Below are 23,300 nucleotides of genomic sequence, written 5' to 3'. Positions count from 1 at the left end.
AAAAATCAAGCATTAAATTCAGCTTTTATATATGATTTATACCTCAAAAACTAAATAAGAGTAAACAACATACATCAAAAGAATTTAGTTAAGTCCTCGATCGATTAGTATTCGTCAGCTTCACATGTCACCATGCTTCTACCCCGAACCTATCAACCTCATCGTCTCTGAGGGATCTTACTCACTCGAAGTGATGGGAAGTCTCATCTTGAGGGGGGCTTCATGCTTAGATGCTTTCAGCACTTATCCTTTCCACACGTAGCTACCCAGCTATGCTCCTGGCGGAACAACTGGTACACCAGCGGTGTGTCCATCCCGGTCCTCTCGTACTAAGGACAGCTCCTCTCAAACTTCCAACGCCCACGACGGATAGGGACCGAACTGTCTCACGACGTTCTGAACCCAGCTCGCGTACCGCTTTAATGGGCGAACAGCCCAACCCTTGGGACCGACTACAGCCCCAGGATGCGATGAGCCGACATCGAGGTGCCAAACCTCCCCGTCGATGTGAACTCTTGGGGGAGATAAGCCTGTTATCCCCGGGGTAGCTTTTATCCGTTGAGCGATGGCCCTTCCATGCGGAACCACCGGATCACTAAGCCCGACTTTCGTCCCTGCTCGACTTGTAAGTCTCGCAGTCAAGCTCCCTTCTGCCTTTACACTCTACGAATGATTTCCAACCATTCTGAGGGAACCTTTGGGCGCCTCCGTTACCTTTTAGGAGGCGACCGCCCCAGTCAAACTGCCCGCCTGACACTGTCTCCGAACCGGATCACGGTCCTGGGTTAGAATGTTCATACAGCTAGGGTGGTATCCCACGGGTGCCTCCACGAAAGCTAGCGCTCTCGCTTCTAAGGCTCCCACCTATCCTGTACAAGCTGCACAAACAGTCAATATCAGGCTACAGTAAAGCTCCACGGGGTCTTTCCGTCCTGTCGCGGGTAATGTGCATCTTCACACATCGTATAATTTCACCGGGTCTCTCGTTGAGACAGTGCCCAAGTCGTTGCACCTTTCGTGCGGGTCGGAACTTACCCGACAAGGAATTTCGCTACCTTAGGACCGTTATAGTTACGGCCGCCGTTTACTGGGGCTTCGGTTCTAAGCTTCGGGTAAAACCCTAACTCTTTCCCTTAACCTTCCAGCACCGGGCAGGTGTCAGCCCCTATACTTCGCCTTTCGGCTTCGCAGAGACCTGTGTTTTTGCTAAACAGTCGCTTGGGCCTATTCACTGCGGCTCCTCCTTAAAGGAGCACCCCTTCTCCCGAAGTTACGGGGTCATTTTGCCGAGTTCCTTAACGAGAGTTCTCCCGCTCACCTTAGGATTCTCTCCTCGCCTACCTGTGTCGGTTTGCGGTACGGGCACCTATGATCTAACTAGAGGCTTTTCTTGGCAGTGTGAAATCAGGAACTTCGGTACTAAATTTCCCTCCCCATCACAGCTTGAAATTGCCAGACGGATTTGCCTATCTGACTTTCTCACTGCTTGGGCGCACACTTCCATCCGTGCGCATTCCTTATCCTTCTGCGTCCCCCCATTGCTCAAACAATCATGAGGTGGTACAGGAATATCAACCTGTTATCCATCGCCTACGCCTTTCGGCCTCGGCTTAGGTCCCGACTAACCCTGAGTGGACGAGCCTTCCTCAGGAAACCTTAGGCATTCGGTGAAAGAGATTCTCACTCTTTTTTCGCTACTCATACCGGCATTCTCACTTCTAAGCGCTCCACCAGTCCTCACGGTCTGACTTCACAGCACTTAGAACGCTCTCCTACCATTGTTCGTAAGAACAATCCGCAGCTTCGGTGATACGTTTAGCCCCGGTACATTTTCGGCGCAGAGTCACTCGACCAGTGAGCTATTACGCACTCTTTAAATGGTGGCTGCTTCTAAGCCAACATCCTGGTTGTCTGGGCAACTCCACATCCTTTTCCACTTAACGTATACTTTGGGACCTTAGCTGGCGGTCTGGGCTGTTTCCCTCTCGACTATGAACCTTATCACCCATAGTCTGACTCCCAAAAATAAGTATCTGGCATTCGGAGTTTGACTGAATTCGGTAACCCGGTGAGGGCCCCTAGTTCAATCAGTGCTCTACCTCCAGTACTCTTTTTTTGAGGCTAGCCCTAAAGCTATTTCGGAGAGAACCAGCTATCTCCGTGTTCGATTGGCATTTCACCCCTACCCACACCTCATCCCCGCATTTTTCAACATACGTGGGTTCGGGCCTCCAGTCAGTGTTACCTGACCTTCACCCTGGACATGGGTAGATCACACGGTTTCGGGTCTACGACCACATACTATAAACGCCCTATTCAGACTCGCTTTCGCTGCGGCTCCGTGTCTTCCACTTAACCTTGCATGTAATCGTAACTCGCCGGTCCATTCTACAAAAGGTACGCCGTCACCCATTAACGGGCTTCGACTACTTGTAGGCACACGGTTTCAGGTTCTATTTCACTCCCCTCCCGGGGTGCTTTTCACCTTTCCCTCACGGTACTGGTTCACTATCGGTCACTAGGTAGTATTTAGCCTTGGGAGATGGTCCTCCCGGATTCCGACGGAATTTCTCGTGTTCCGCCGTACTCAGGATACACTCCGGAGGAAACTCTTTTTCGATTACAGGGCTGTTACCTTCTGCGGCTGACCTTTCCAGGTCGATTCGTCTAAAGAATTTCTTTGTAACTCCGTATGGAGTGTCCTACAACCCCAGTAAGCAAGCTTACTGGTTTGGGCTCTTTCCGTTTCGCTCGCCGCTACTTGGGAAATCGAATTTTCTTTCTCTTCCTCTAGGTACTGAGATGTTTCAGTTCCCTAGGTCTGCCTCGTATACCCTATGAATTCAGATATACGTACTGTTCCATTACGAACAGTGGGTTTCCCCATTCGGAAATCCTCGGATATAGCGTTTACTTACAACTCCCCGAGGCATATCGGTGTTAGTCCCGTCCTTCTTCGGCTCCTAGTACCAAGGCATCCACCGTGCGCCCTTATTCACTTAACTAAGTTACAGTAAATAAAGCTTTAATTTTGCCTTTTAGGTTTATCAAATAAACCTGGTCTTACATTTATTAATAAAATGATGTCGTTGTTACTCTTATTTAGTTTTCAAGGTACAAATCGAGAGATTTGCTCTCTCAAAACTGAACCAAACAACACAGTATGTTTCATCTAACAAAGTTAGATGTTCCGTTATAGTCTAGCTCCGGCGACCAGAAACTATCAAACTTCACACTTTTCCAATCGATAAGTCAACATCAGCTCCTTACAGTCGCTGTGTTTCCTTTATCTCATTACAAAGTGCTCCAGTTTGTACGTTTCTTAACGGTCGCCTGCGCTTTCTATTATTCCTTAGAAAGGAGGTGATCCAGCCGCACCTTCCGATACGGCTACCTTGTTACGACTTCACCCCAATCATTGGTCCCACCTTCGGCGGCTGGCTCCATAAAGGTTACCTCACCGACTTCGGGTGTTACCGACTCTCGTGGTGTGACGGGCGGTGTGTACAAGACCCGGGAACGTATTCACCGTGGCATGCTGATCCACGATTACTAGCGATTCCGGCTTCATGCAGGCGAGTTGCAGCCTGCAATCCGAACTGAGAATGGTTTTATGGGATTTGCTTGACCTCGCGGTTTTGCTCCCCTTTGTTCCATCCATTGTAGCACGTGTGTAGCCCAGGTCATAAGGGGCATGATGATTTGACGTCATCCCCACCTTCCTCCGGTTTGTCACCGGCAGTCACCTTAGAGTGCCCAACTAAATGCTGGCAACTAAGATCAAGGGTTGCGCTCGTTGCGGGACTTAACCCAACATCTCACGACACGAGCTGACGACAACCATGCACCACCTGTCACCACTGTCCCCGAAGGGAAAGCTATGTCTCCATAGCGGCCAGTGGGATGTCAAGACCTGGTAAGGTTCTTCGCGTTGCTTCGAATTAAACCACATGCTCCACCGCTTGTGCGGGTCCCCGTCAATTCTTTTGAGTTTCAGCCTTGCGGCCGTACTCCCCAGGCGGAGTGCTTAATGCGTTAACTTCAGCACTAAGGGGCGGAAACCCCCTAACACCTAGCACTCATCGTTTACGGCGTGGACTACCAGGGTATCTAATCCTGTTTGCTCCCCACGCTTTCGCTCCTCAGCGTCAGTTACAGACCAGAGAGTCGCCTTCGCCACTGGTGTTCCTCCACATCTCTACGCATTTCACCGCTACACGTGGAATTCCACTCTCCTCTTCTGTACTCAAGTCCTCCAGTTTCCAATGACCGCTTACGGTTGAGCCGTAAGATTTCACATCAGACTTAAAAGACCGCCTGCGAGCGCTTTACGCCCAATAATTCCGGACAACGCTTGCCACCTACGTATTACCGCGGCTGCTGGCACGTAGTTAGCCGTGGCTTTCTGGTTAGGTACCGTCAAGGTACGAGCAGTTACTCTCGTACTTGTTCTTCCCTAACAACAGAGTTTTACGATCCGAAAACCTTCATCACTCACGCGGCGTTGCTCCGTCAGACTTTCGTCCATTGCGGAAGATTCCCTACTGCTGCCTCCCGTAGGAGTCTGGGCCGTGTCTCAGTCCCAGTGTGGCCGATCACCCTCTCAGGTCGGCTACGCATCGTCGCCTTGGTAGGCCATTACCCCACCAACTAGCTAATGCGCCGCGGGCCCATCTGTAAGTGACAGCAAAACCGTCTTTCATTCTTTTACCAGGAGGTAAAAGACATTATCCGGTATTAGCTCACGTTTCCGCAAGTTATCCCGATCTTACAGGCAGGTTGCCCACGTGTTACTCACCCGTCCGCCGCTCGATCCACAATTCGTCACTCCGAAGAGATCTGAAAAGTTTCACGCGCTCGACTTGCATGTATTAGGCACGCCGCCAGCGTTCGTCCTGAGCCAAGATCAAACTCTCCATTAAAGTGTTTGAATAGAAATAACACCGTTACTTCTATAAAGTATCTTAGCTGTTTATACTCGTAAGATTTCATCTTCCGAGTTGTTATAATAGAAAACGGGGTTTCCCATTATAACTTTCGCTTTATCGCATAAATGCGATTCCGCTTGACATACTGGTTGTTTTGTTCAGTTTTCAAAGAGCAATTTTTCTCAACCGCTTTCGAGCGGCGACTTTTATAATATAACACGTATCGGTTCATCGTGTCAACTATAATTTAAAATTATTTGTCGTTAAATCTTTTCCGTTTCGGATTCGTTTTGACGACGCTATTAAATTTATCACGAGATAATAATTAAGTCAACACAAAAAAACAAGTTTAAATTATCATTTAATTTATCGGGAATGTCTTTTTCTATTCCTTCTATATAATATCAAAAAAATTTCTTTTTCTCTTTTGCTCATCAAAACCCTATTCAATTGTTTTTTGTCTATAGCTCATATCCTTACCATAAATTTCAATGCCAGCAACTTTAATAAAAACCTCTATTCTACATTTATTTCTATTAAACACGTTTACAGAAAGTCCGGGTTTATTCATTATCTTTTTATAAAAATATGCTATACTACAATGGAATACTAAGGGAGGAATTTGAAAGAACATGGCACAATTGGTCTACTCTAGTAAAATAAATAAAATACGTTCATTTGCTTTAATTCTGATTTTCGGTGGAATACTTCTTATGTATGTCGGACTTTTACTTAAAAAGACAGAATGGCTGATGGTTATTTTCTTCATATTAGGATTGTTAATGATTTTCTTAAGTTTAATTGTTTATCTATGGATTGGAACATTATCACTTCGGGCGGTCCCAATCGTCTGTCCCAACTGTGAGAAGCCGACAAAAATGCTCGGTCGTGTAGATGCTTGTATGCACTGTAAACAGCCCCTCACATTAGACAAAAATCTTGAGGGTGAAGAGTTCGACGAAAAATACAATAAACGCAGCTATGCGAAAAAGAAAGATAATAAGTAAATAAATCGAGTAGGAAGAGGTGACTAGCCTCTCTTCTCTCACACCACCGTACGTACGCTTCCGTATACGGCGGTCCAACTAAGATTGATAACGCAAGAATTCATAACGGTCGTATAGACTCCTCAGCCCTTGGATTCTCTACTAAGAGTTGCCGAGGGTTCTGTATAGTATTGAGCTATTTGCGATTCGCTAATAGCCCTTTCGACTGTTTGCACACTCATAAGCTTGCCAGTAAGGCACCTCCAACTTCACCAGGTATTGTATCTTTGTCCTTGGCTTCTTCCACTCTTTCCATATGTATATGCGAAGTCTCCGATGTATCTAGCATTCAAGTCTCCAAAGAAGGACGAGTATCTGCCGACGCGAAATAACCACACCAACCCGTTATTCTTAATCCAGTATTCCATCGAGTAAGGCATCTTTCTAGAAGAATTTTCCCTTACTTTCGCTTTCATTCGTTTAAGACTCTGTTTCGCTATACGCAGTTGGATTTTCGTGATGAGGTGATGCTGAAACGTAGAAGTTTCCTCCTCCACGGACAGTCAACTGCTGACTTCTTTTCATTCACCTTTGGGCATAACTTTCCTTCGATTAATTACTTATACTTTTTCCTTGCCCACATAATTAAAGCTCTATTAATATGTCTTAAGGCAGAGTACATTTTAGATTTATAGAATTTCCCATAGAATTAATCCACCGTTGAATTGTATTTAATTCAAAAGCATTGTTATATCTTGTTTTACAAACTCATCCAGTGATACACAGCCTTATATGAAGTTCGTGGTTCCTCGGACCGGAAGTTTGCCTGTCGCTTCCTTTAGATTCCGCGTCACCACGGACAACATTGCGTAAAGTTAATCACTACTCCCGCCTTCCTAGATCGGGGCTTTCACCCATGCAGGGCAGACAAAAACAGCGTGGAACCCAATGGACTCCACGCTGCTGTTTATTTACTTTTATAATCTTTCTGCATTTGTTTAAATTCTTTTTCCGAACAATTGACAAAATGCCCTGGAGCAATCTCCCGCATGGTTACTTCTTCGCCTTCAGCGTAATGATGGGAAGCAGAATCATATGCTTGACGTTTACGCGTACGTTCGTAGTCCGGATCCGGCAATGGGATCGCGGAAAGCAAGGACTGTGTATATGGATGCATCGGATTGCGATAGATATCCTCAGCAGGTGCAAGCTCGACTAATTTACCAAAATACATGACACCGATTCGATCACTAATATATTTCACCATGGATAAATCGTGCGCAATGAATAAAAAGGTGAGTCCTTTTTCCTTCTGCAGTTTTTTCAGTAAGTTAACTACCTGGGCTTGAATCGACACATCCAAAGCCGAGATGGGCTCATCCGCGATGATAAATTCAGGTTCGACTGCTAATGCCCTTGCAATTCCTATCCTTTGTCTTTGTCCGCCGGAAAACTCATGTGGAAAGCGGTTCGCATGTTCACGGTTTAAACCGACCGTTTCCAACAGGGAATATACTTTCTCCAGACGCTCTTTTGGCGATTTCGCCAGACGGTGGATATCAATGCCCTCAGCAATCAGGTCTGATACCTTCATTCTTGGATTTAACGAAGCATAGGGGTCCTGAAAAATCATCTGCATATTACGGTTGAACTTTTTCAGTTCTGAATTTGACTTTTTCCCGTGGACACTTTCACCTCGATAAAGCACTTCACCGCCTGTCGCGTCATACAAACGGATAATGGTTCTTCCGGTCGTTGATTTACCACATCCGGATTCACCAACAAGTCCTAATGTTTCGCCTTTATATATATCAAAAGTGATGTCATCCACAGCCCGAACTTCACTTGGTTTGCCAACGTTAAAGTGTCGCTTGAGATTTTTAACTTCCAATAACTTTTCTAATTCAGCCACTTCACTGTTCCCCCTTTAAAGAAGCCGCTTGTTTCTCTTGGTATTTAGCCATTCTTTCTTTGACTGCCGCAGGTGGTTCTACTTTAGGTGCATCCGGATGAAGCAGCCAAGTAGCGGCAAAATGGGTATCCGAAACCTGGAACATTGGCGGTTCTTCCTCAAGATCTATTTTCATGGCATATCGGTTTCTTGGTGCAAACGCATCGCCCTTTGGCGGATGCAGCAAATCCGGTGGTGTGCCTGGAATGACATATAATTCCTCATCTCCTGTATCTAAACCAGGCATGGAGCTGATTAATCCCCATGTATAAGGATGTTGTGGATTGTAAAATATCTCGTCCACTGTTCCGACTTCTACAATCTTTCCCCCATACATGACGGCTACACGGTCAGCAATATTCGCAACAACACCTAAATCATGTGTGATAAAAATGATCGATGTTTCAATTTGCTTTTGCAATTCTTTCATTAAATCCAATATCTGTGCCTGAATGGTAACATCCAAGGCTGTAGTTGGTTCATCCGCAATTAATACTTTCGGAGCACAAGCAAGCGCAATCGCAATCACAACCCGTTGTCTCATTCCACCTGAAAATTGGTGCGGGTATTGTTTGATCCGGATTTCCGGTTTTGGAATACCTACGAGTTCAAGCAGCCGCAACGCCCTTTCTCTTGCCTTGTCTTTGCTAAGTTTTTGATGCTTTAAAAGTGGTTCCATAATCTGCTTCCCAATTGTCATCGTTGGATTTAACGAGGTCATCGGATCCTGAAAGATCATCGAAATATCTTTTCCGCGAATTTTTTGCATCTGTTTTTCCGTTGCTTTCGCAATATCTGTATCTTTAAAAAGAATTTTCCCCTGTTTTATTTCCGAATTGTCAGGTGGCAACAGTCGCATAATCGACTTCGTTGTTACCGATTTACCTGAGCCTGACTCCCCTACTATGGCAAGTGTTTCACCCTCGTACAAGTCAATGTTCACGCCTCGAATGGCCTGCACTTCCCCTGCAAATGTATGGAAAGAAATATGTAGATCTTCTACTTCCAATATTTTTTTCAAGTCGTTTCACCTCATTTATTAATCACGCATTTTAGGATCAAATGCGTCACGAAGTCCATCTCCCATTAAATTACTAGCAATCAAAATAATACAAATCACGATACACGGAATAACCATTAAATGAGGTAAGAATTGAAATGTTTTATATCCATCCTCAATAAGTGTACCCAGAGATGCTTCGGGTGCCTGTAAGCCGATACCGATAAAGCTTAAAAAGGCCTCGAAAAAGATTGCACTGGGAATTGTGAACATTGTATTTATAATAATAACCCCGGATAAATTGGGTAATAAATGTTTGAATAGTAATCTAAAGTTACCTGCACCAAGTGTCCTCGAGGCAAGTATATACTCCTGATTCCTTAATTTGAGCACTTGTCCCCTGACAACCCTGGCCATGCCTACCCAACCGGTGATAACCAGAGCGATAGTAATCGACATGATACCTGGTTTCAGGATTAAGAGCATTAATATTACGACAATTAAGTTAGGGATACCGGATATAACCTCTAGGATACGTTGCATGACATTATCAACTCTGCCGCCTTTGAAACCGGAAATTAATCCGTAAGCAACGCCAATTACCATGTCAATGAGCGCAGCTAAAAACGCAATATAAAGCGATACCCTTGTTCCTAACCAAACACGTGAGAATAGATCGCGCCCCAAACTGTCCGTTCCAAACCAATAATACTCTTCTATATTCATATCTTCATATTTATTTGTTTCTACACCGCCGATTTTTTGGCTGCCATCAAATATCCCCATATCCTCTAAAACAGGTACACGAGGCGGTAGATTCCCATGGGTAACATTTTGCGCATAAGGATCAAATTTTGAAAGATGCGGTCCAATAATTGCCATTATGATAACAAGTAAAAATAGAACTGCACTAACGATTGCCGCTTTATTTTTCCGGACCCGAAGCCATGCATCTTTTGCGAATGAAAGCTGTGGTTTCTCAATCTTTTCAATATCAGAATGATCCGTTGGCGCGGGATCAAATCGGTGCTTTTCAATCTTCTCTGGAGCATTCATCATGATTTATCCCCTCCTTGCAAACGAATCCTTGGATCAATAATTCCATATAAAATATCCACGATTAAAATAATCACTGTCAACAGGAAGGCGAAAAAGATGGTCGTCCCCATGATAATTGGAAAATCATTTGTCATAATTGATTTTACAAATTGTTCCCCGATTCCTGGAATTGCAAATATCTTTTCTACCACCATTGATCCTGTCATCAAGCCTACAGCCATCGGACCAAGCACGGTTACAAGAGGAATTAACCCGTTACGGATAGCATGTTTGAAAGCCACTTCCATTCTTGAGTTTCCTTTTGCTTTTGCGAGTGTTATATAATCCGAACCAAAAACCTCGATCAGCTCTGTTCTCATAAAACGAGCCGCAGTTGCAATAGGGAATATTGCCAAAGCAATGGTCGGCATAATGGACGATGCAAATCCGTTCCAGGAAGCAACAGGCAGCCATCCGAGTTTAACACCGATGACATACTGCAATAGTGCTGCAAATACGAAAGATGGTATCGATTTGCCCAATACCGCTAAAAATGTACTCCCATAATCAATCCAAGTATTCTGGAACATAGCTCCTAAAGCGCCTAGTAATATACCAATAATGGTTCCAATAAACATCGCCTGGAAACCAAGCTGTAACGATGGACCTACACGGTTCATTAACAATTTTGTTACTGGCTGATTGTCGAACTGAAACGAAACACCCAAATCACCCTTCACAATATTCACCATATAATTGGCATATTGCACAGGAATTGGCTGATCTAACCCATACTTCTCATCTAAAATTACTCGCTGGTCTTCCGTGAGCTTTTCTTCATTTTGGAATGGGCTACCAGGCAAGAACTTCATTAAAAAGAAGGTTAATGAAGTTATAATAAATAGCGTAATCACCAAATAAATCAAACGCTTTATGAGATACTTCGCCATTGGTATTTCCTCCTATGTGCTAAAAATAAAAATTTTCTAATAAAAAAGGGGTATACATGGGAAAAGAGAGTATTTTTACGGAATACTCTCTTTCCTTTTTGTTGCTGTTCACTTTATAGAGCTATAGCAAAATTAGTTTTCCATATATACATTTTTAAGTGAATAGTCTGGTCCAAATAAATGTTCTTCAAAGCCTTTTACATTTGGTTTAATAAGAACAAGTCGTCCTCTTTGATAGATTGGAGCAACTACTGTATCTTCTTGAATCAATAGCTTTTCAGCTTCCAACATTGCTTCCCAACGCTTTTCAGGGTCATTCGCATACTTCACTTTTGCATCATCAATTAATTGATCATATTTTTCATTGGAATACCCAGTATTGTTGTTTGTTCCATCTGTAACATATAGATCAAGGAATGTCATCGGATCTAAGTAGTCTGGTCCCCAGCCATGCATAACAATGTCATAGTCTTGGCTAGTAGTCTCTTGTAAACGCACTTTAAAAGGTACGTTTCTTAACTCAATTGTCAATCCTTCCAGATTTGTTTGCAGCTGGTTTTGGAAATATTCACTTGTTTTCTTCGCGTTTTCTGTATCATCACTTAAATAATTAAGTGTAAGTTCTTCCACTCCTAATTCTTCTAAACCTTTTTCCCAGTACTCTTGGGCTTTTTCTACGTCATATCCAATCAAGTCTCCGCTTTCTTCACGGAAATCTTCGCCACTCTCAGGATTGTTTGCCAAACCTCTTGGCACATATCCATCACTTGGTACAGAACCGTTCGCTAAAACTGTTGCTGTAAATGCTTCTTTGTCAAAAGCCATCGCTAATGCTTTACGGATATTTTCATTTGCTAATGGTGTTTCTTCACCATCACGTTCCTGGTTAAATTTCAAATACCATGAGCTACCTTCTTCAAATGTAGAAGCATTCTCATCATTTTGGTATTGAAGTGCATATTCAGCGCTTAATGCAGCTGTACGATCCGCTTCACCTGTATCAAATAGATTAACCGCAGTACTTGGTTCTTTCGCAACTTGTACATTTACTTCGTCTAAAGCTACGTTTTCTTTATCATAATAATGGTCATTTCTCACATACTTCCAAGTTAGGCCGCTTCCGTCCCACTCTGTTAATACAAATGGTCCGTTTGCTAACATGGTTTCACTATTTGTTCCGAAGCTGTCTCCTTGCTCTTCAACAAATGCTTCATTTAGTGGTAAGTAAGTTCCAAATGCCAATAGAGAATCCAAATATTCAACAGGTTGTTCCAATGTTACTTCAAGCGTGTAATCATCTTTCGCTTCAGCTTGTAATTCTTCAGGATCTTTTTCACCATTCATGATTTCTGTTGCATTTTCAATGATTCCAGAGAACATGTATGCATACTCTGATCCAGTATCAGGATTTAATGCTCTTTGCCAAGAATACACAAAGTCATGGGCAGTTACAGGGTCACCGTTAGACCATTCAGCATCCTCCCGTAATTTAAATGTATAGACCTTGCCATCATCACTTACTTCAGGTTCACCATCTGAAATCGCAGGGATAGGCGTATCATTTTCATCTAAAACATAAAGACCTTCCATTGTTTGTCCAAATACAATAAAGCTAGCCGCATCTGTAGCAAGTGACGGGTCACCAGTAGGTATCTCAGCTGTTTCAATCATGTTAAACACCTGTTCGCCTGAAGCTTCTCCATCTTCTGCAGCATCAGTACCTTCTTCACTGCTTGTATCTGAGCCTGCATCAGAATTTGCATCTGATCCAGAATCTGAATCAGAACTGCTGCAAGCCGAAAGTGCTAGTACCAGCATTAAGGCAAGTACAGTAAAGAGATAATATTTTGACTTTTTCATTCGTAAACCACCCTTTTTTATATATTTAATGATATATTATACTACAATTTACATAATTGTACATTCTTTTCTCAATAATTGAAAGGTTTTTTTTCATCATAATGGAAAGATTTCATAATCCCCTCCCTCCTGTGTAGTGGATATTGTCGAATGTTTCCTAGTAATAACTTGTGTTCCAGTTATTTTTAAGCGTTTTAACACAAAAAAAATTGCCACCCCCTTAAAAATAGGTTATTTATGAGGTAACCACACACTCAAAATAACTAAAAAGGATGTGACAAGTTGTTACCCCAATTTCTATATCAATCGAGTGTTAATTCCGTATTGCCCCACTCTTTTGAGCTGTTTTGATTAACTAAAAGGCTTAGTACATTTTTTCACTTGGTTTTCACAGTACATATGTAGCCTGTCAGTAATAGAGCGCCAGAGAGAAATCTATCATTCTGGGGCTGTTATTGCTTCAGGGTCTTCAAGACTTGGAGGAGATGAATATCCCCGTTATTTCACGGCTAGTCGCTATAATTGATTATCGTTTTTATGCTGCCTTTCAGCATAATTCTTGATTGAATGCGCTTTCATAGTATAATATACCAGTAGATTCATAAATCAGCAAGAACTTTTTATTCATTTTCTAATAAAGGAAGTTACCCTGCATGCTCAAAAAAATCTTGATTTGGAACAGTATAACGCAATTACTCATATTCCTGCTTGCTTTATTTTTTTACAAACAAGCAGATCTTTTAGCCTATATTAATGTATCTTTTGTTATTGGCATTACGCTCATCCTCCTCTCTATGGCGGGTTATGTAATAAAGGGACGTTTCTTTGATATTGTTTTTTATAGTTTTCAACACATCTTCAGCCGATTGACCGAAAAAGACCGGCAACCACTTTCCCGTCTTGTTCCACAAAACTACCAGCTGCCGCTCATAACGGGGACGGTAACCATTTTGCTTATGTTTTTAGCTTTATCTTTTTATTAAAGTTGGAACAATCACTTCCAGCGCAATAGTCACTCATTTACTCGACATTGTAGATTAAATTTCATGCAAAAATAATTTTAAGGAGATTGGCAGAATGATATAGGTTAGTTGTCAAATCTATGGAGGTCCACTTTTTTTTTGGAACGTCTCCTTTATCAATTAATTGGACGAATGGGGGCTGAAGTCTAACTGCATCAGTAGACAGACGCCTCTTCATATTATGGCGTTATATTCTTAACTCGTATAGTCCTGTACCGGCTAATTTTTGCAGTTACTTTTTTATATTTTTTATCAATTTCATCTTCAAAAGTATTTTCATCGATGAGCCCCCTCTACCTAAAATAGGTAGTTAACTGAAATTCTTATATCTCTGTCATCAAATGAGCATAGAAAACTATTGTTCAAGCAAGGGTATCCCTTCCACTCAGCATATGGAACTGTCACTTTCGAATTAATTAATGATGCACAGGAAGTTTGCCGTCCGCTTCCTTCAGATTCCGAGTCGCCACGGACACCCTTGCGTTAGGCTAACCACTACTTCTGCCTTCATGGTTCTGGACTTTCACCCTAGAGATTACACCCATGCCGGGCACACAAAAATAAGCCACTAGCAAAATTGCTAGTGGCTTTTCAATGGAATAATTAAATTAATGTTTCTGTGCAGCAGTATCTTTACATTCTTTACAGATACCATAGAGTTCTAAGCGATGGTGACTAATATCAAAACCTGCCACTTGTTCAGCTAATGATTCTACTTCTTCCAGTGAAGGATAATGGAAGTCAACTATTTTTCCGCATTCCTCACAGATAATATGATAATGTTCTTCCGATGTATTACAATCAAAACGGCTGGATGAATCACCATAGGTTAATTCTCGAACAAGACCAATCTCGCGCAGCACACGTAAATTATTATAAACTGTTGCAACACTCATATTTGGAAACTTCCCCTCCAGCGCTTTATAGATTTCATCTGCTGTAGGGTGAATCATAGCATTAAGAAGATACTCTAGAACCGCATGACGTTGTGGGGTAATACGGACGCCTGACTCTTTTAATGTATCTATCGCATCACGTAATTTCTTTTCAGACACCGTCAACAACCTCGCTTTCAATAAATTATTGCTTTCAAATAACATTATTAGATTATAATCTTTATAATTAGTTTACTTTTTTAAGAGCGCGCTGTCAATATAAGTAACTTTACTATAGGTAAAATAGTGCATTTCTCTCTCTGTTTTCTCAAGTATATATAAATTCATTAATAACCATGCTTTAGATTAACTACATTTCGATAATCATTTTCTCCGTTTTCATACACTTTAAGGTTCTCTGCAAAAATCTTTAGTGCCCGTTCAACATACGCTGGAGATAAACCGGAAATATGCGGTGTTACGGTTATATTTTCTTCTTGCCAGAAAGGATGATTTACTGGTAGAGGCTCTTGTTCAAATACATCGAGAACAGCATGTGCAAATTCTTTCTCTTGAATAGCACGCAGCAGATCATCTTCTTTTAAAAGATCACCCCGCCCCATATTGAGGAATACTGCAGTTGGCTTCATTGCAGCAAACTGTTCATATGTAAATAGATGTTTTGTCTCCTGTGTGCTTGGAATAACAGAAACAATTAGATCTGCTTCAGGCAAAACATCAAGCAGCTTCGATGTCTGATAAACTTCATCAAAATTCTCTACATTTTTTCCGCTCCGGGAAATACCGATTGTTTTCATTCGAAAGGCCTTTGCCAAACGGGCAGTTTCTCCGCCAATAGCTCCTGTGCCAAGAATAAGAATTCTCTTTCCGGTAATTTCCTGAACTCTAACACTTTTATCCCAAGCAGCCTGCTTTTCATTTTCTATCAGTGTTTTAGAATTACGATACACTTGCAGCAGCATCGTGATTGCATATTCAGCCATTTGAATCTTATGAATTCCGCGCACGTTTGTTAAGCGTATTCCTTCTTCCTCAAGCTTTTTCAGCGGGAATTCATCAACCCCTGCAGATATACAGGCAACCCATTTTAATTGTTTAGCTTGATTGATCAGCTTTTCGTCTACATCATTACCATAGGTTACATATACTTCCGCTTTATCTGTATATTTCTTTGCTTCCTCCGGGCTGTCACAGAAAACAAAATGCTGCTCAGGAAATTCTTCCTGCAGCTTCTCTCTGTGCTTTGTTGAAATATTTGCTGAAAATACGATCATGATACTTCCTCCTCTATGCTTTTAGTTGATGTTAAACCCCTCGTTGATTACTTTGCTTCTTCTTTTAAATATTCCAGTGCTGCTTCAACATGCCCTTTGACGCGCACTTTCCGAAATTCCTTTAATAGCTTTCCTTCTTTATCAAGAATAAAAGTGGAGCGCTCAATCCCCATATATTCCTTGCCAAAGTTTTTCTTTAACTTCCAAACATCAAATGCTTCAGCAACCTTATGCTCTTCGTCAGCTAATAATTCGAAAGGCAATTCATGCTTGGCGATAAACTTCTGATGTCTTTCTGCTGGATCAGGGCTCACTCCAAGAATAACTGCATCAAGCTCTGCGAAACTTTCATGGTAATCACGGAAATCACAAGCCTGTGTCGTGCACCCTGGTGTCATATCCTTTGGATAAAAATATAAAATTACATATTTCCCTCTATAATCACTCAGGCTAATTTCTTTACCTGTTTGATTTGGCAATGTAAAATCAGCTGCTTCTTTTCCAATTTCTATTGTCATGTCAATCCCTCCATCAAACTATTATCTCCACTATATCATAGACATCTGCTTGATTCATTTGCCGACGCTTATAGAAAACATCATGATATATAACCTCTCAACTGTCAGTGAGGCTGTTTTTTGATATAGTTAAAAAGGAAGCATGTAACACATTACTCTATTATACGAGTACATCGCAGAAGACATGCACAATTGTATTGCATGATATCGTGCATATTCAAGGAGGAAGATAAAATGAATCATTCGAAATCAGAAGCGCTGCATAAAGAAGCGTTAGAACATATTGTCGGCGGGGTTAACTCACCTTCACGTTCATATAAAGCAGTTGGCGGCGGTGCTCCCGTTTATATGGAACGCGGCAAAGGGGCTTATTTCTGGGACGTTGACGGGAATAAATATATCGACTATCTTGCAGCTTATGGTCCAATCATTACCGGACATGCCCATCCGCATATTACAAAGGCTATCCAGACTGCTGCTGAGAATGGTGTACTTTACGGGGCACCAACAAGCCTGGAAAATAAATTTGCTAAAATGCTTAAAGAAGCAATACCTTCATTAGAAAAGGTTCGCTTTAATAATTCTGGTACAGAAGCAGTCATGACAACGATTCGTGTTGCACGAGCTTATACTGGCCGCGATAAAATCATCAAATTTGCTGGCTGCTACCATGGACATTTTGATGCTGTGCTTGTTGAAGCAGGCTCCGGCCCATCAACCTTAGGTACACCAGATTCTGCGGGAGTTCCAGCAACAACGGCAGCTGACGTAATTACCGTTCCATTTAATGACTTAACTGGATTAGAAAAGGCATTAGAAAAATGGGGCGATCAAATTGCTGCAGTTATGGTCGAACCGATTGTCGGGAACTTCGGCATTGTTGAGCCGCATGAAGGTTTTCTCCAAGGTGTGAATGATTTGGCACACGCAGCTGGAGCACTTGTTATTTATGATGAAGTCATTTCTGCATTCCGTTTTACATATGGAAGTGCACAGCAAGTTTACGGTGTCGAGCCAGATATGACAGCAATGGGTAAAATTATCGGAGGCGGTCTGCCGATTGGCGCATATGGCGGACGCAAAGATATTATGGAACAGGTGGCACCACTCGGACCTGCATATCAGGCAGGCACAATGTCCGGTAACCCAGCTTCCATGGCTTCAGGAATTGCTTGCTTAGAAGTCTTGCAGCAGGAAGGTGTTTATGATAAGCTTGACCGCCTTGGTGCACAGCTTGAGGCTGGTATTTTAGAAAAGGCTGAAAAACATGGCATTGATATTACGCTAAACCGCTTGAAAGGTGCACTTACTGTTTTCTTCGGCAAACATGAAGTGACAAATTATGCGGAAGCAGAAGCAACAGATGGCGAAGCATTTGGTAAGTTCTTTAAACTGCTTCTTGAAAAAGGCGTCAATCTGGCACCTTCCAAATATGAAGCATGGTTCCTGACAACGGAGCATACAGAAACAGATATCGAAGAAACCATAGCTGCAGTAGACTATGCCTTTGGTGAAATGGCAAAATAGAACCCGTATTTAATAGATGTATTAGTTAATACGAATATCAAATATACAGTGCATTTGTTTCGTTAAGATGTCCGCCATTCGAATACCTCTTGCTTTTCGTGAAATAGGAATTGCGGACTTCCGCGAGCGAAACAGAGAACTAAAAGAGGCGGGAATTGTCATTAATGACAATTCCCGCCTCTTTTTTAATCTTCTTTATCCAAATTTTGAATCTCATATAAATTATAGTAGCTTCCCTGTTTCTTCATTAATTCTTCATGTGAGCCCTTTTCGACGATTTCTCCATTTTCGATAACAACAATCGTATCTGCATGGGTTATCGTAGCAAGACGGTGAGCGACGATAAAGGTCGTACGCTCTGCTGCCAGTTTTTCCATTGTTTCTTGAATCAAATGTTCACTTTCCAGATCAAGTGCAGATGTTGCTTCATCAAAGATAAGAATTGGCGGGTTTTTCAGGAAAACACGCGCAATAGCAACACGCTGTTTTTGACCACCAGATAGTTTCACACCGCGTTCTCCAACTAGGGTGTTGTAGCCATAAGGGAGACTCATGATGAAATCATGCGCATTTGCCGCTTTTGCTGCTTCAACCACTTCTTCATCTGTCGCATATGGATTTCCCATACGAATATTCATTGCAATGGACTCACTAAATAAAATATTATCCTGCAGCACCATTCCAATATTATTTCTTAAAGAACGAGCTTTGACATCGCGAATATCGATTCCATCTACACGGATTGTTCCGCCAGTTACATCATAGAATCTAGGTATCAAACTTATCAGCGTAGATTTACCACCACCACTCATCCCAACAAAGGCAACTGTCTCACCTTTTTCTACTTTTAAATTAATTCCATTTAAGATTTGAAGTTCTTTCTCGTCATATTTAAAAGCGACATTTTCAAACTCTACTGTTCCTTCAACACGATTGAGTTCTTCTGCATCAGGTTTATCTGTAATATCATATTTTTCATTTAGAAATTCAAACACACGATCAATCGAAGCTACAGATTGAACAAGCACCGTCGAGGAGTTAACCAATCTGCGCAATGGACTATAGACACGATCCATAAATCCGACAAAAGCAACCATTGTTCCTATCGTGACATTTACATTAATTACCTGATACGCTGCAAAACCAATCACCAGTAATGGCGCAAGGTCTGTAATCGTATTCGTCACAGCGAAAGTCTTTGCATTCCAATCGGTATGTTCAAGTGCTTTATTTAAGAAGCTTCTATTTCTGACTTCAAATTGTTCCTGCTCATAATCCTCTAACGCAAAGCTGCGGGTTACAGGCACGCCCTGTATTCTCTCATGTAAATGCCCTTGCACTTCCGCCAGCTTCTGTGATCGTTCACGAGTAAGTTTTCTTAAACGACTATAAAAGAATTTAATCGCGAAACCAAAGAAAGGAAATAGTGCAATTGCGACAAGAGTCAACGGAATATCCATTGTCAACATAATAATAAGAGCAATTAGAATCGTAATTAAATCCAGCCATATGTTCATTAGGCCGGTCATGACAAAATCCTTCGTTTGTTCGACATCATTAATTACCCGGGAAATAATTTCACCTGATTTAGTTTTCGAATAATACTTTAAGCTTAAGCGCTGGATATGGGAAAACAATTTATCACGAATATCAAAAAGAATCGTATTCCCCACCCATTGCGCTAAGTATTGTCGGGCGTACTCAATTGGCGGGCGCAGCACAAAAAATATGACAAAGGCAATTCCCATCACCCACAAAAGCTGCGTTATTTTTTCATCATTCGTCATCGTTTCAACCGCGATAATATCATCCAATACATATTTTAAAATCAGCGGCAATAATAATGGTATCCCAAATTTTAAAATCCCAATACTAATGGTTATAAAAATCTTCCACTTATATGGTTTAACAAAATTCAAATACTGTTTTATACTGCTCATTGCATCCATCTTCCTCTATTATATACTCTGCCAGCAGGTTGTTTAAAATCCTGCCTTCTTCGTTACCTATTGTTAACCTTTTATGTGCTATTGTAAAATAAAATGCCTTGCTGCTTATCGCAGCAAGGACATGATTAACTGTTATTAATGATTCTACTCGTAACGCAACGCCTCAACAGGCTGCAGTTTGGAAGCTTTTATAGATGGAAGCAGACCAAAGATAATTCCGATTAGCATAGAAAAGATAAATGAACCGATAATTGCAGGTACAGAAATGAAATATGGCATGTTCGCAAATTCTGAGATTGCTTTAGCGATACCAATACCAAAAAGAATACCCAGCACACCGCCTATACTTGTTAATACCACAGATTCTGTTAAAAACTGTGCCAATATGACGCGGCGTTTTGCTCCTAATGCTTTTTTAATTCCAATTTCCCTTGTTCTTTCAGTAACAGAAACAAGCATAATATTCATCACACCAATTCCCCCTACAAGCAGGGAAATACTTGCAATCCCACCGAGGATAAAAGCAAAGGCACGATCATATTCTGAAATTTCTTCAATAATCCGCTCTAAGTCAGCAACTTGATAAATGGCTGTTTCATATGGCGGCAAGTCCGAATTTAGCCGATCTGCAGCCATTAAACCAACCTCTTGGATTGTATCCGAAGAATTGGCTTGCACCACAACTTGCATTGGTGCGTCAAATCCATGAATTAACGGCCAGATTGTATTTGGCAAATAAATCTTTGGCTCTGGATAATACCAGTCACTTTCAGTATCTCCATCAGTGAAAATACCTACCACTTTGAACGGAAAACCAGCAATATCAATTGTTTGTTGAATTGCATCACCTTCAGGGAATAATTCACTCATTGCCATTTCATTTATCAAGACAACTTGATTAAATGAAGTAAAGTCAGCATTACTGAACCCTCTTCCTTCAATAATATCAGCCGGGAAGAGTTCAAGATATCTGTCATCTATTCCTATCATTTGCGGGTGGGTGACATTCATTAAATGATAGACCTCCTGCCAGCCCTCATAATAGACCGACATCCCCTCTACATTTGAATAGGACAAAATTTCCTCAATCGCTTCTTCCTTTATTGGCGGAGCGCTTTTATAGGAAACTTCACCGCCCCACATTCCCTCTTCGCCGTACATATCTGCTTCCTCATACACGACATTTATGATATTGTCACCCATTCCAATTAGATTGCTCTTTAACTCTTCACTTCTGCCTTGAACAATGGCAAAAATAGCAATTACAGCAGCTATCCCGATAATTACTCCGAGCATCGTCAGAGATGAACGAAGCTTATGCCCCCAGATGGATTGAAAAGAGATGCGAATATTCTCAAACATAGGCTCCTTCAATCCTTTCATTAAATAGTTCGCCATCACGAATATAAATGATCCGATCCGCCTTATCTGCTACTTCCTGATCATGCGTTATCATGATGATGGTTACCCCTTCTTTATTTAATTCTTGGAAAAGGGAGAGGATTTGCTCACCTGTTTTTGAATCAAGCGCTCCCGTCGGCTCATCAGCAAGAATAAATTTCGGTTTATTGACAATAGCTCGTGCAATGGCGACCCGCTGTTTCTGTCCCCCGGATAATTGAGGCGGTCGAAAATGGACTCTATCCTGTAAGCCTACTTTCTTTAAAGCATCCAGCGCCCACTCTTTCCGTTCCTTTTTCTTCATGCCATTATATATTAAAGGCAGTTCAACATTTTGCAGTGCTGTTAACCGTGGCAGTAAATGAAAGGTTTGGAAGACGAAACCAATAAACTGATTGCGGATTTCAGCTAATTTATTTGCACGGCCAGTTATGATATCCATTGATTCAAGTTCAAATGTGCCGGAACTAGGAAGGTCAAGACAGCCGAGTATATTCATCAATGTTGTCTTGCCTGAACCAGATGGTCCCATAATCGCAAGAAATTCTCCTTCTTTTACTTCAAGGTTGATGTTACGAAGAATTGGAATTTCCTCTTTACCAAGCTTGTAAGATTTATTCATATTCTTCAAACATAGCATCGTCAAAAATCTCAACCTTCTTTCCCTCTTTTAATGAAGGATCCGGATATACAATATAGTCCTCTATCGTTAATCCCGAAAGAATCTCTGCTAGGAATCCGTCATCCGTTACAACCATCTCTACTGTTTGTTTATATGCTTCACTTGTTTCCGGGTCAACAGCCCAAACATAAGGCTCCTCATCATCTTGAACAATATAGTCTATTGGAATCGCAATCTCATCTCCACTAGCATCATCCCCGTCTGTCGCATTCGTTGGCTCTACATTTACATGGAAACCAATTTCCAGACCCTCATGCTCTTCTAAGAGAACAGTGAAAGGATATTTCGATGTTTGTGGATTACCTTCCTCATAGTAAAACTCTTCCATTCCTTCCTCTTCACTGCCTACAGGAAGCTTCCCAATATCAATGATTTTCCCAATCCATTCGCCATCCATCCCTTTTTTCGTTGTAATTCGCACTTCATCATCAACCGCGATCGTATCAAGTAATAGTTCATTCACTTCACTCTTAATTAAATAGGATCCCGTTGAAACAATAGACAGCAGTGGACCACTGCTTCCACCCTCCTCACCAACAGGCATACCCTCCATCAAATCCTGATTGATGGACTGAACTACACCTGGACCAGAACTTACAACAATTGGTGACTCTTCTTCTTCCTTAAAAGCAGCAAGCTCTTTTTGAACTTGTCCAGCTTGTAAATTACTCATTCGTAAATCAAAAGTTATCTGCTCCAGTTCTTCCTGCAGCATTTCTTTATCTGCAGCTGGCTCAAATTCTTCTTCCTCGCTATCTGCTGTTGTATGTACAACTATCTGTGCTTCGGAAATTTGTTTTTCCATACGCTCTTTTTGTTTTTGCAGACGATTTATTTCCATGTAGGCCATTTCCAGCTCAATCTGCTTCTGATCCTTCTCCATCGTCAGATCCTCAGTTAATTCATATTCAAAAAGTTTTGTACCCTCCTCTACCGTATCTCCCTCGGAAACAAAAACTTCTTTAATCGTGCCTTTCGCTGGGTCGAGATAGACCTTTTCCATCTTTTCCGCCTCTACCTTTCCAGAAAAAGCGGCATAAGGTGACATATCCATGTCCATTCCAATAAACATTTCAACCTTCTCTGCATACAATTCAAATTCTTCATTTCCAAAGACTGGATTCGCTGATCGCTGCAGCATAAAATAACCAGTGCCCCCTGCAAGTAAAAGAATGAAAACCCCTAAACTGACCCATAGCCAAATTTTCCCCTTTGACATCTCGTATCTCCTCGTTTGTAATATTTTTGTAATATTTTTGTAATATCTAAGAATATTATAGTCCTTATCCAATAAATAGCAATATTTATTTTTAAAAAT

At 41.6% G+C, this 23,300-nt stretch carries 16 protein-coding genes and 2 rRNA genes; 3 read left to right on the top strand and 15 right to left on the bottom strand.

Features of this window, described 5'->3' with window-relative positions:
• Window positions 1-84: 84 nt before the first annotated feature.
• Window positions 85-3,005, bottom strand: a 23S ribosomal RNA gene (locus NST93_RS19175).
• Window positions 3,006-3,356: 351 nt separating this feature from the next.
• Window positions 3,357-4,922 (bottom strand): 16S ribosomal RNA (locus tag NST93_RS19170).
• The 16S and 23S rRNA genes sit together here, the layout of an rRNA operon.
• 638 nt (window positions 4,923-5,560) lie before the next feature.
• Between NST93_RS19170 and NST93_RS19165 the strand changes: the two genes are divergently transcribed.
• Window positions 5,561-5,935: a YgzB family protein gene (locus NST93_RS19165; protein WP_405099860.1), complete on the top strand. Its 375-nt coding sequence runs from the start codon at window positions 5,561-5,563 to the stop codon at window positions 5,933-5,935.
• Between the two features lie 595 nt (window positions 5,936-6,530).
• Here NST93_RS19165 and NST93_RS19160 read toward each other — a convergent pair.
• The 6 genes from NST93_RS19160 to NST93_RS19135 form a co-directional block, all read right to left on the bottom strand.
• Window positions 6,531-6,596 carry a hypothetical protein gene (locus NST93_RS19160; protein ID WP_405103969.1) on the bottom strand — a complete coding sequence of 22 codons (66 nt, stop codon included), beginning with the start codon at window positions 6,594-6,596 and terminating at the stop codon, window positions 6,531-6,533.
• Window positions 6,597-6,881: 285 nt separating this feature from the next.
• On the bottom strand, window positions 6,882-7,826 hold the full coding sequence (locus NST93_RS19155) for an ABC transporter ATP-binding protein (protein WP_405099858.1): 945 nt from the start codon (window positions 7,824-7,826) through the stop codon (window positions 6,882-6,884).
• 1 nt (window position 7,827) lies between these two features.
• Window positions 7,828-8,886 carry an ABC transporter ATP-binding protein gene (locus NST93_RS19150; RefSeq protein ID WP_405099856.1) on the bottom strand — a complete coding sequence of 353 codons (1,059 nt, stop codon included), beginning with the start codon at window positions 8,884-8,886 and terminating at the stop codon, window positions 7,828-7,830.
• Between the two features lie 18 nt (window positions 8,887-8,904).
• On the bottom strand, window positions 8,905-9,924 hold the full coding sequence (gene opp3C, locus NST93_RS19145) for an oligopeptide ABC transporter permease (protein WP_405099854.1): 1,020 nt from the start codon (window positions 9,922-9,924) through the stop codon (window positions 8,905-8,907).
• Window positions 9,921-10,853, bottom strand: coding sequence for an oligopeptide ABC transporter permease (gene opp3b, locus NST93_RS19140; RefSeq protein ID WP_405099852.1), 933 nt, complete (start codon window positions 10,851-10,853; stop codon window positions 9,921-9,923). Before opp3b ends, opp3C begins: the two co-directional genes overlap by 4 nt.
• A 132-nt stretch (window positions 10,854-10,985) precedes the next feature.
• On the bottom strand, window positions 10,986-12,713 hold the full coding sequence (locus tag NST93_RS19135; RefSeq protein ID WP_405099850.1) for a peptide ABC transporter substrate-binding protein: 1,728 nt from the start codon (window positions 12,711-12,713) through the stop codon (window positions 10,986-10,988).
• Between the two features lie 653 nt (window positions 12,714-13,366).
• On the opposite strand from NST93_RS19135, the gene NST93_RS19130 reads away from it, so the two are divergent.
• Window positions 13,367-13,696, top strand: coding sequence for a DUF3899 domain-containing protein (locus NST93_RS19130; protein ID WP_405099848.1), 330 nt, complete (start codon window positions 13,367-13,369; stop codon window positions 13,694-13,696).
• A 647-nt stretch (window positions 13,697-14,343) separates the two neighbouring features.
• Here the strand turns inward: NST93_RS19130 and perR are convergent.
• From perR to bcp, 3 genes are all read right to left on the bottom strand, one after another.
• The gene (perR, locus tag NST93_RS19125) at window positions 14,344-14,790 is read right to left on the bottom strand and encodes a peroxide-responsive transcriptional repressor PerR (protein ID WP_405099846.1); all 447 of its coding nucleotides are present in this window, start codon (window positions 14,788-14,790) and stop codon (window positions 14,344-14,346) included.
• 167 nt (window positions 14,791-14,957) lie between these two features.
• Window positions 14,958-15,905 (bottom strand): D-2-hydroxyacid dehydrogenase, encoded by a 948-nt coding sequence (locus NST93_RS19120; protein WP_405099844.1) that lies wholly within the window; start codon window positions 15,903-15,905, stop codon window positions 14,958-14,960.
• 47 nt (window positions 15,906-15,952) lie between these two features.
• On the bottom strand, window positions 15,953-16,423 hold the full coding sequence (gene bcp / locus NST93_RS19115; protein WP_405099842.1) for a thioredoxin-dependent thiol peroxidase: 471 nt from the start codon (window positions 16,421-16,423) through the stop codon (window positions 15,953-15,955).
• Window positions 16,424-16,657: 234 nt separating this feature from the next.
• Between bcp and NST93_RS19110 the strand changes: the two genes are divergently transcribed.
• Window positions 16,658-17,950, top strand: a complete 1,293-nt coding sequence (locus NST93_RS19110) for a glutamate-1-semialdehyde 2,1-aminomutase (protein ID WP_405099840.1) — start codon at window positions 16,658-16,660, stop codon at window positions 17,948-17,950.
• Window positions 17,951-18,135: 185 nt separating this feature from the next.
• Here the strand turns inward: NST93_RS19110 and NST93_RS19105 are convergent, their stop codons facing one another.
• From NST93_RS19105 to NST93_RS19090, 4 genes are all read right to left on the bottom strand, one after another.
• A complete protein-coding gene (locus NST93_RS19105; protein ID WP_405099838.1) occupies window positions 18,136-19,890 on the bottom strand; it encodes an ABC transporter ATP-binding protein in 1,755 nt (584 codons plus the stop codon).
• A gap of 153 nt (window positions 19,891-20,043) precedes the next feature.
• Window positions 20,044-21,261 carry an ABC transporter permease gene (locus NST93_RS19100; RefSeq protein WP_405103967.1) on the bottom strand — a complete coding sequence of 406 codons (1,218 nt, stop codon included), beginning with the start codon at window positions 21,259-21,261 and terminating at the stop codon, window positions 20,044-20,046.
• Complete coding sequence (locus NST93_RS19095; protein WP_405103965.1) at window positions 21,254-21,940, bottom strand: ABC transporter ATP-binding protein; 687 nt, start codon at window positions 21,938-21,940, stop codon at window positions 21,254-21,256. The genes NST93_RS19100 and NST93_RS19095 overlap by 8 nt, the downstream gene beginning before the upstream one ends.
• Window positions 21,915-23,201, bottom strand: a complete 1,287-nt coding sequence (locus NST93_RS19090) for an efflux RND transporter periplasmic adaptor subunit (RefSeq protein WP_405099836.1) — start codon at window positions 23,199-23,201, stop codon at window positions 21,915-21,917. Before NST93_RS19090 ends, NST93_RS19095 begins: the two co-directional genes overlap by 26 nt.
• Window positions 23,202-23,300 lie beyond the last annotated feature (99 nt).

It is taken from the genome of Oceanobacillus sp. FSL H7-0719, assembly GCF_045040795.1.
Taxonomy (GTDB): Bacteria; Bacillota; Bacilli; order Bacillales; family Amphibacillaceae; genus Oceanobacillus.
Note: the sequence above shows the minus strand (reverse complement) of the source record. Positions and strands in the feature narration are given on the sequence as shown.

Excerpts from the sequence above, each read along its gene's own strand:
- NST93_RS19165 (WP_405099860.1), top strand. The coding sequence starts at position 5,561 with ATGGCACAATTGGTCTACTCTAGTAAAATAAATAAAATACGTTCATTT.
- opp3C (WP_405099854.1), bottom strand. The coding sequence starts at position 9,924 with ATGATGAATGCTCCAGAGAAGATTGAAAAGCACCGATTTGATCCCGCG.
- opp3b (WP_405099852.1), bottom strand. The coding sequence starts at position 10,853 with ATGGCGAAGTATCTCATAAAGCGTTTGATTTATTTGGTGATTACGCTA.
- NST93_RS19135 (WP_405099850.1), bottom strand. The coding sequence starts at position 12,713 with ATGAAAAAGTCAAAATATTATCTCTTTACTGTACTTGCCTTAATGCTG.
- NST93_RS19130 (WP_405099848.1), top strand. The coding sequence starts at position 13,367 with ATGCTCAAAAAAATCTTGATTTGGAACAGTATAACGCAATTACTCATA.
- NST93_RS19120 (WP_405099844.1), bottom strand. The coding sequence starts at position 15,905 with ATGATCGTATTTTCAGCAAATATTTCAACAAAGCACAGAGAGAAGCTG.
- bcp (WP_405099842.1), bottom strand. The coding sequence starts at position 16,423 with ATGACAATAGAAATTGGAAAAGAAGCAGCTGATTTTACATTGCCAAAT.
- NST93_RS19110 (WP_405099840.1), top strand. The coding sequence starts at position 16,658 with ATGAATCATTCGAAATCAGAAGCGCTGCATAAAGAAGCGTTAGAACAT.
- NST93_RS19105 (WP_405099838.1), bottom strand. The coding sequence starts at position 19,890 with ATGAGCAGTATAAAACAGTATTTGAATTTTGTTAAACCATATAAGTGG.
- NST93_RS19100 (WP_405103967.1), bottom strand. The coding sequence starts at position 21,261 with ATGTTTGAGAATATTCGCATCTCTTTTCAATCCATCTGGGGGCATAAG.
- NST93_RS19095 (WP_405103965.1), bottom strand. The coding sequence starts at position 21,940 with ATGCTATGTTTGAAGAATATGAATAAATCTTACAAGCTTGGTAAAGAG.
- NST93_RS19090 (WP_405099836.1), bottom strand. The coding sequence starts at position 23,201 with ATGTCAAAGGGGAAAATTTGGCTATGGGTCAGTTTAGGGGTTTTCATT.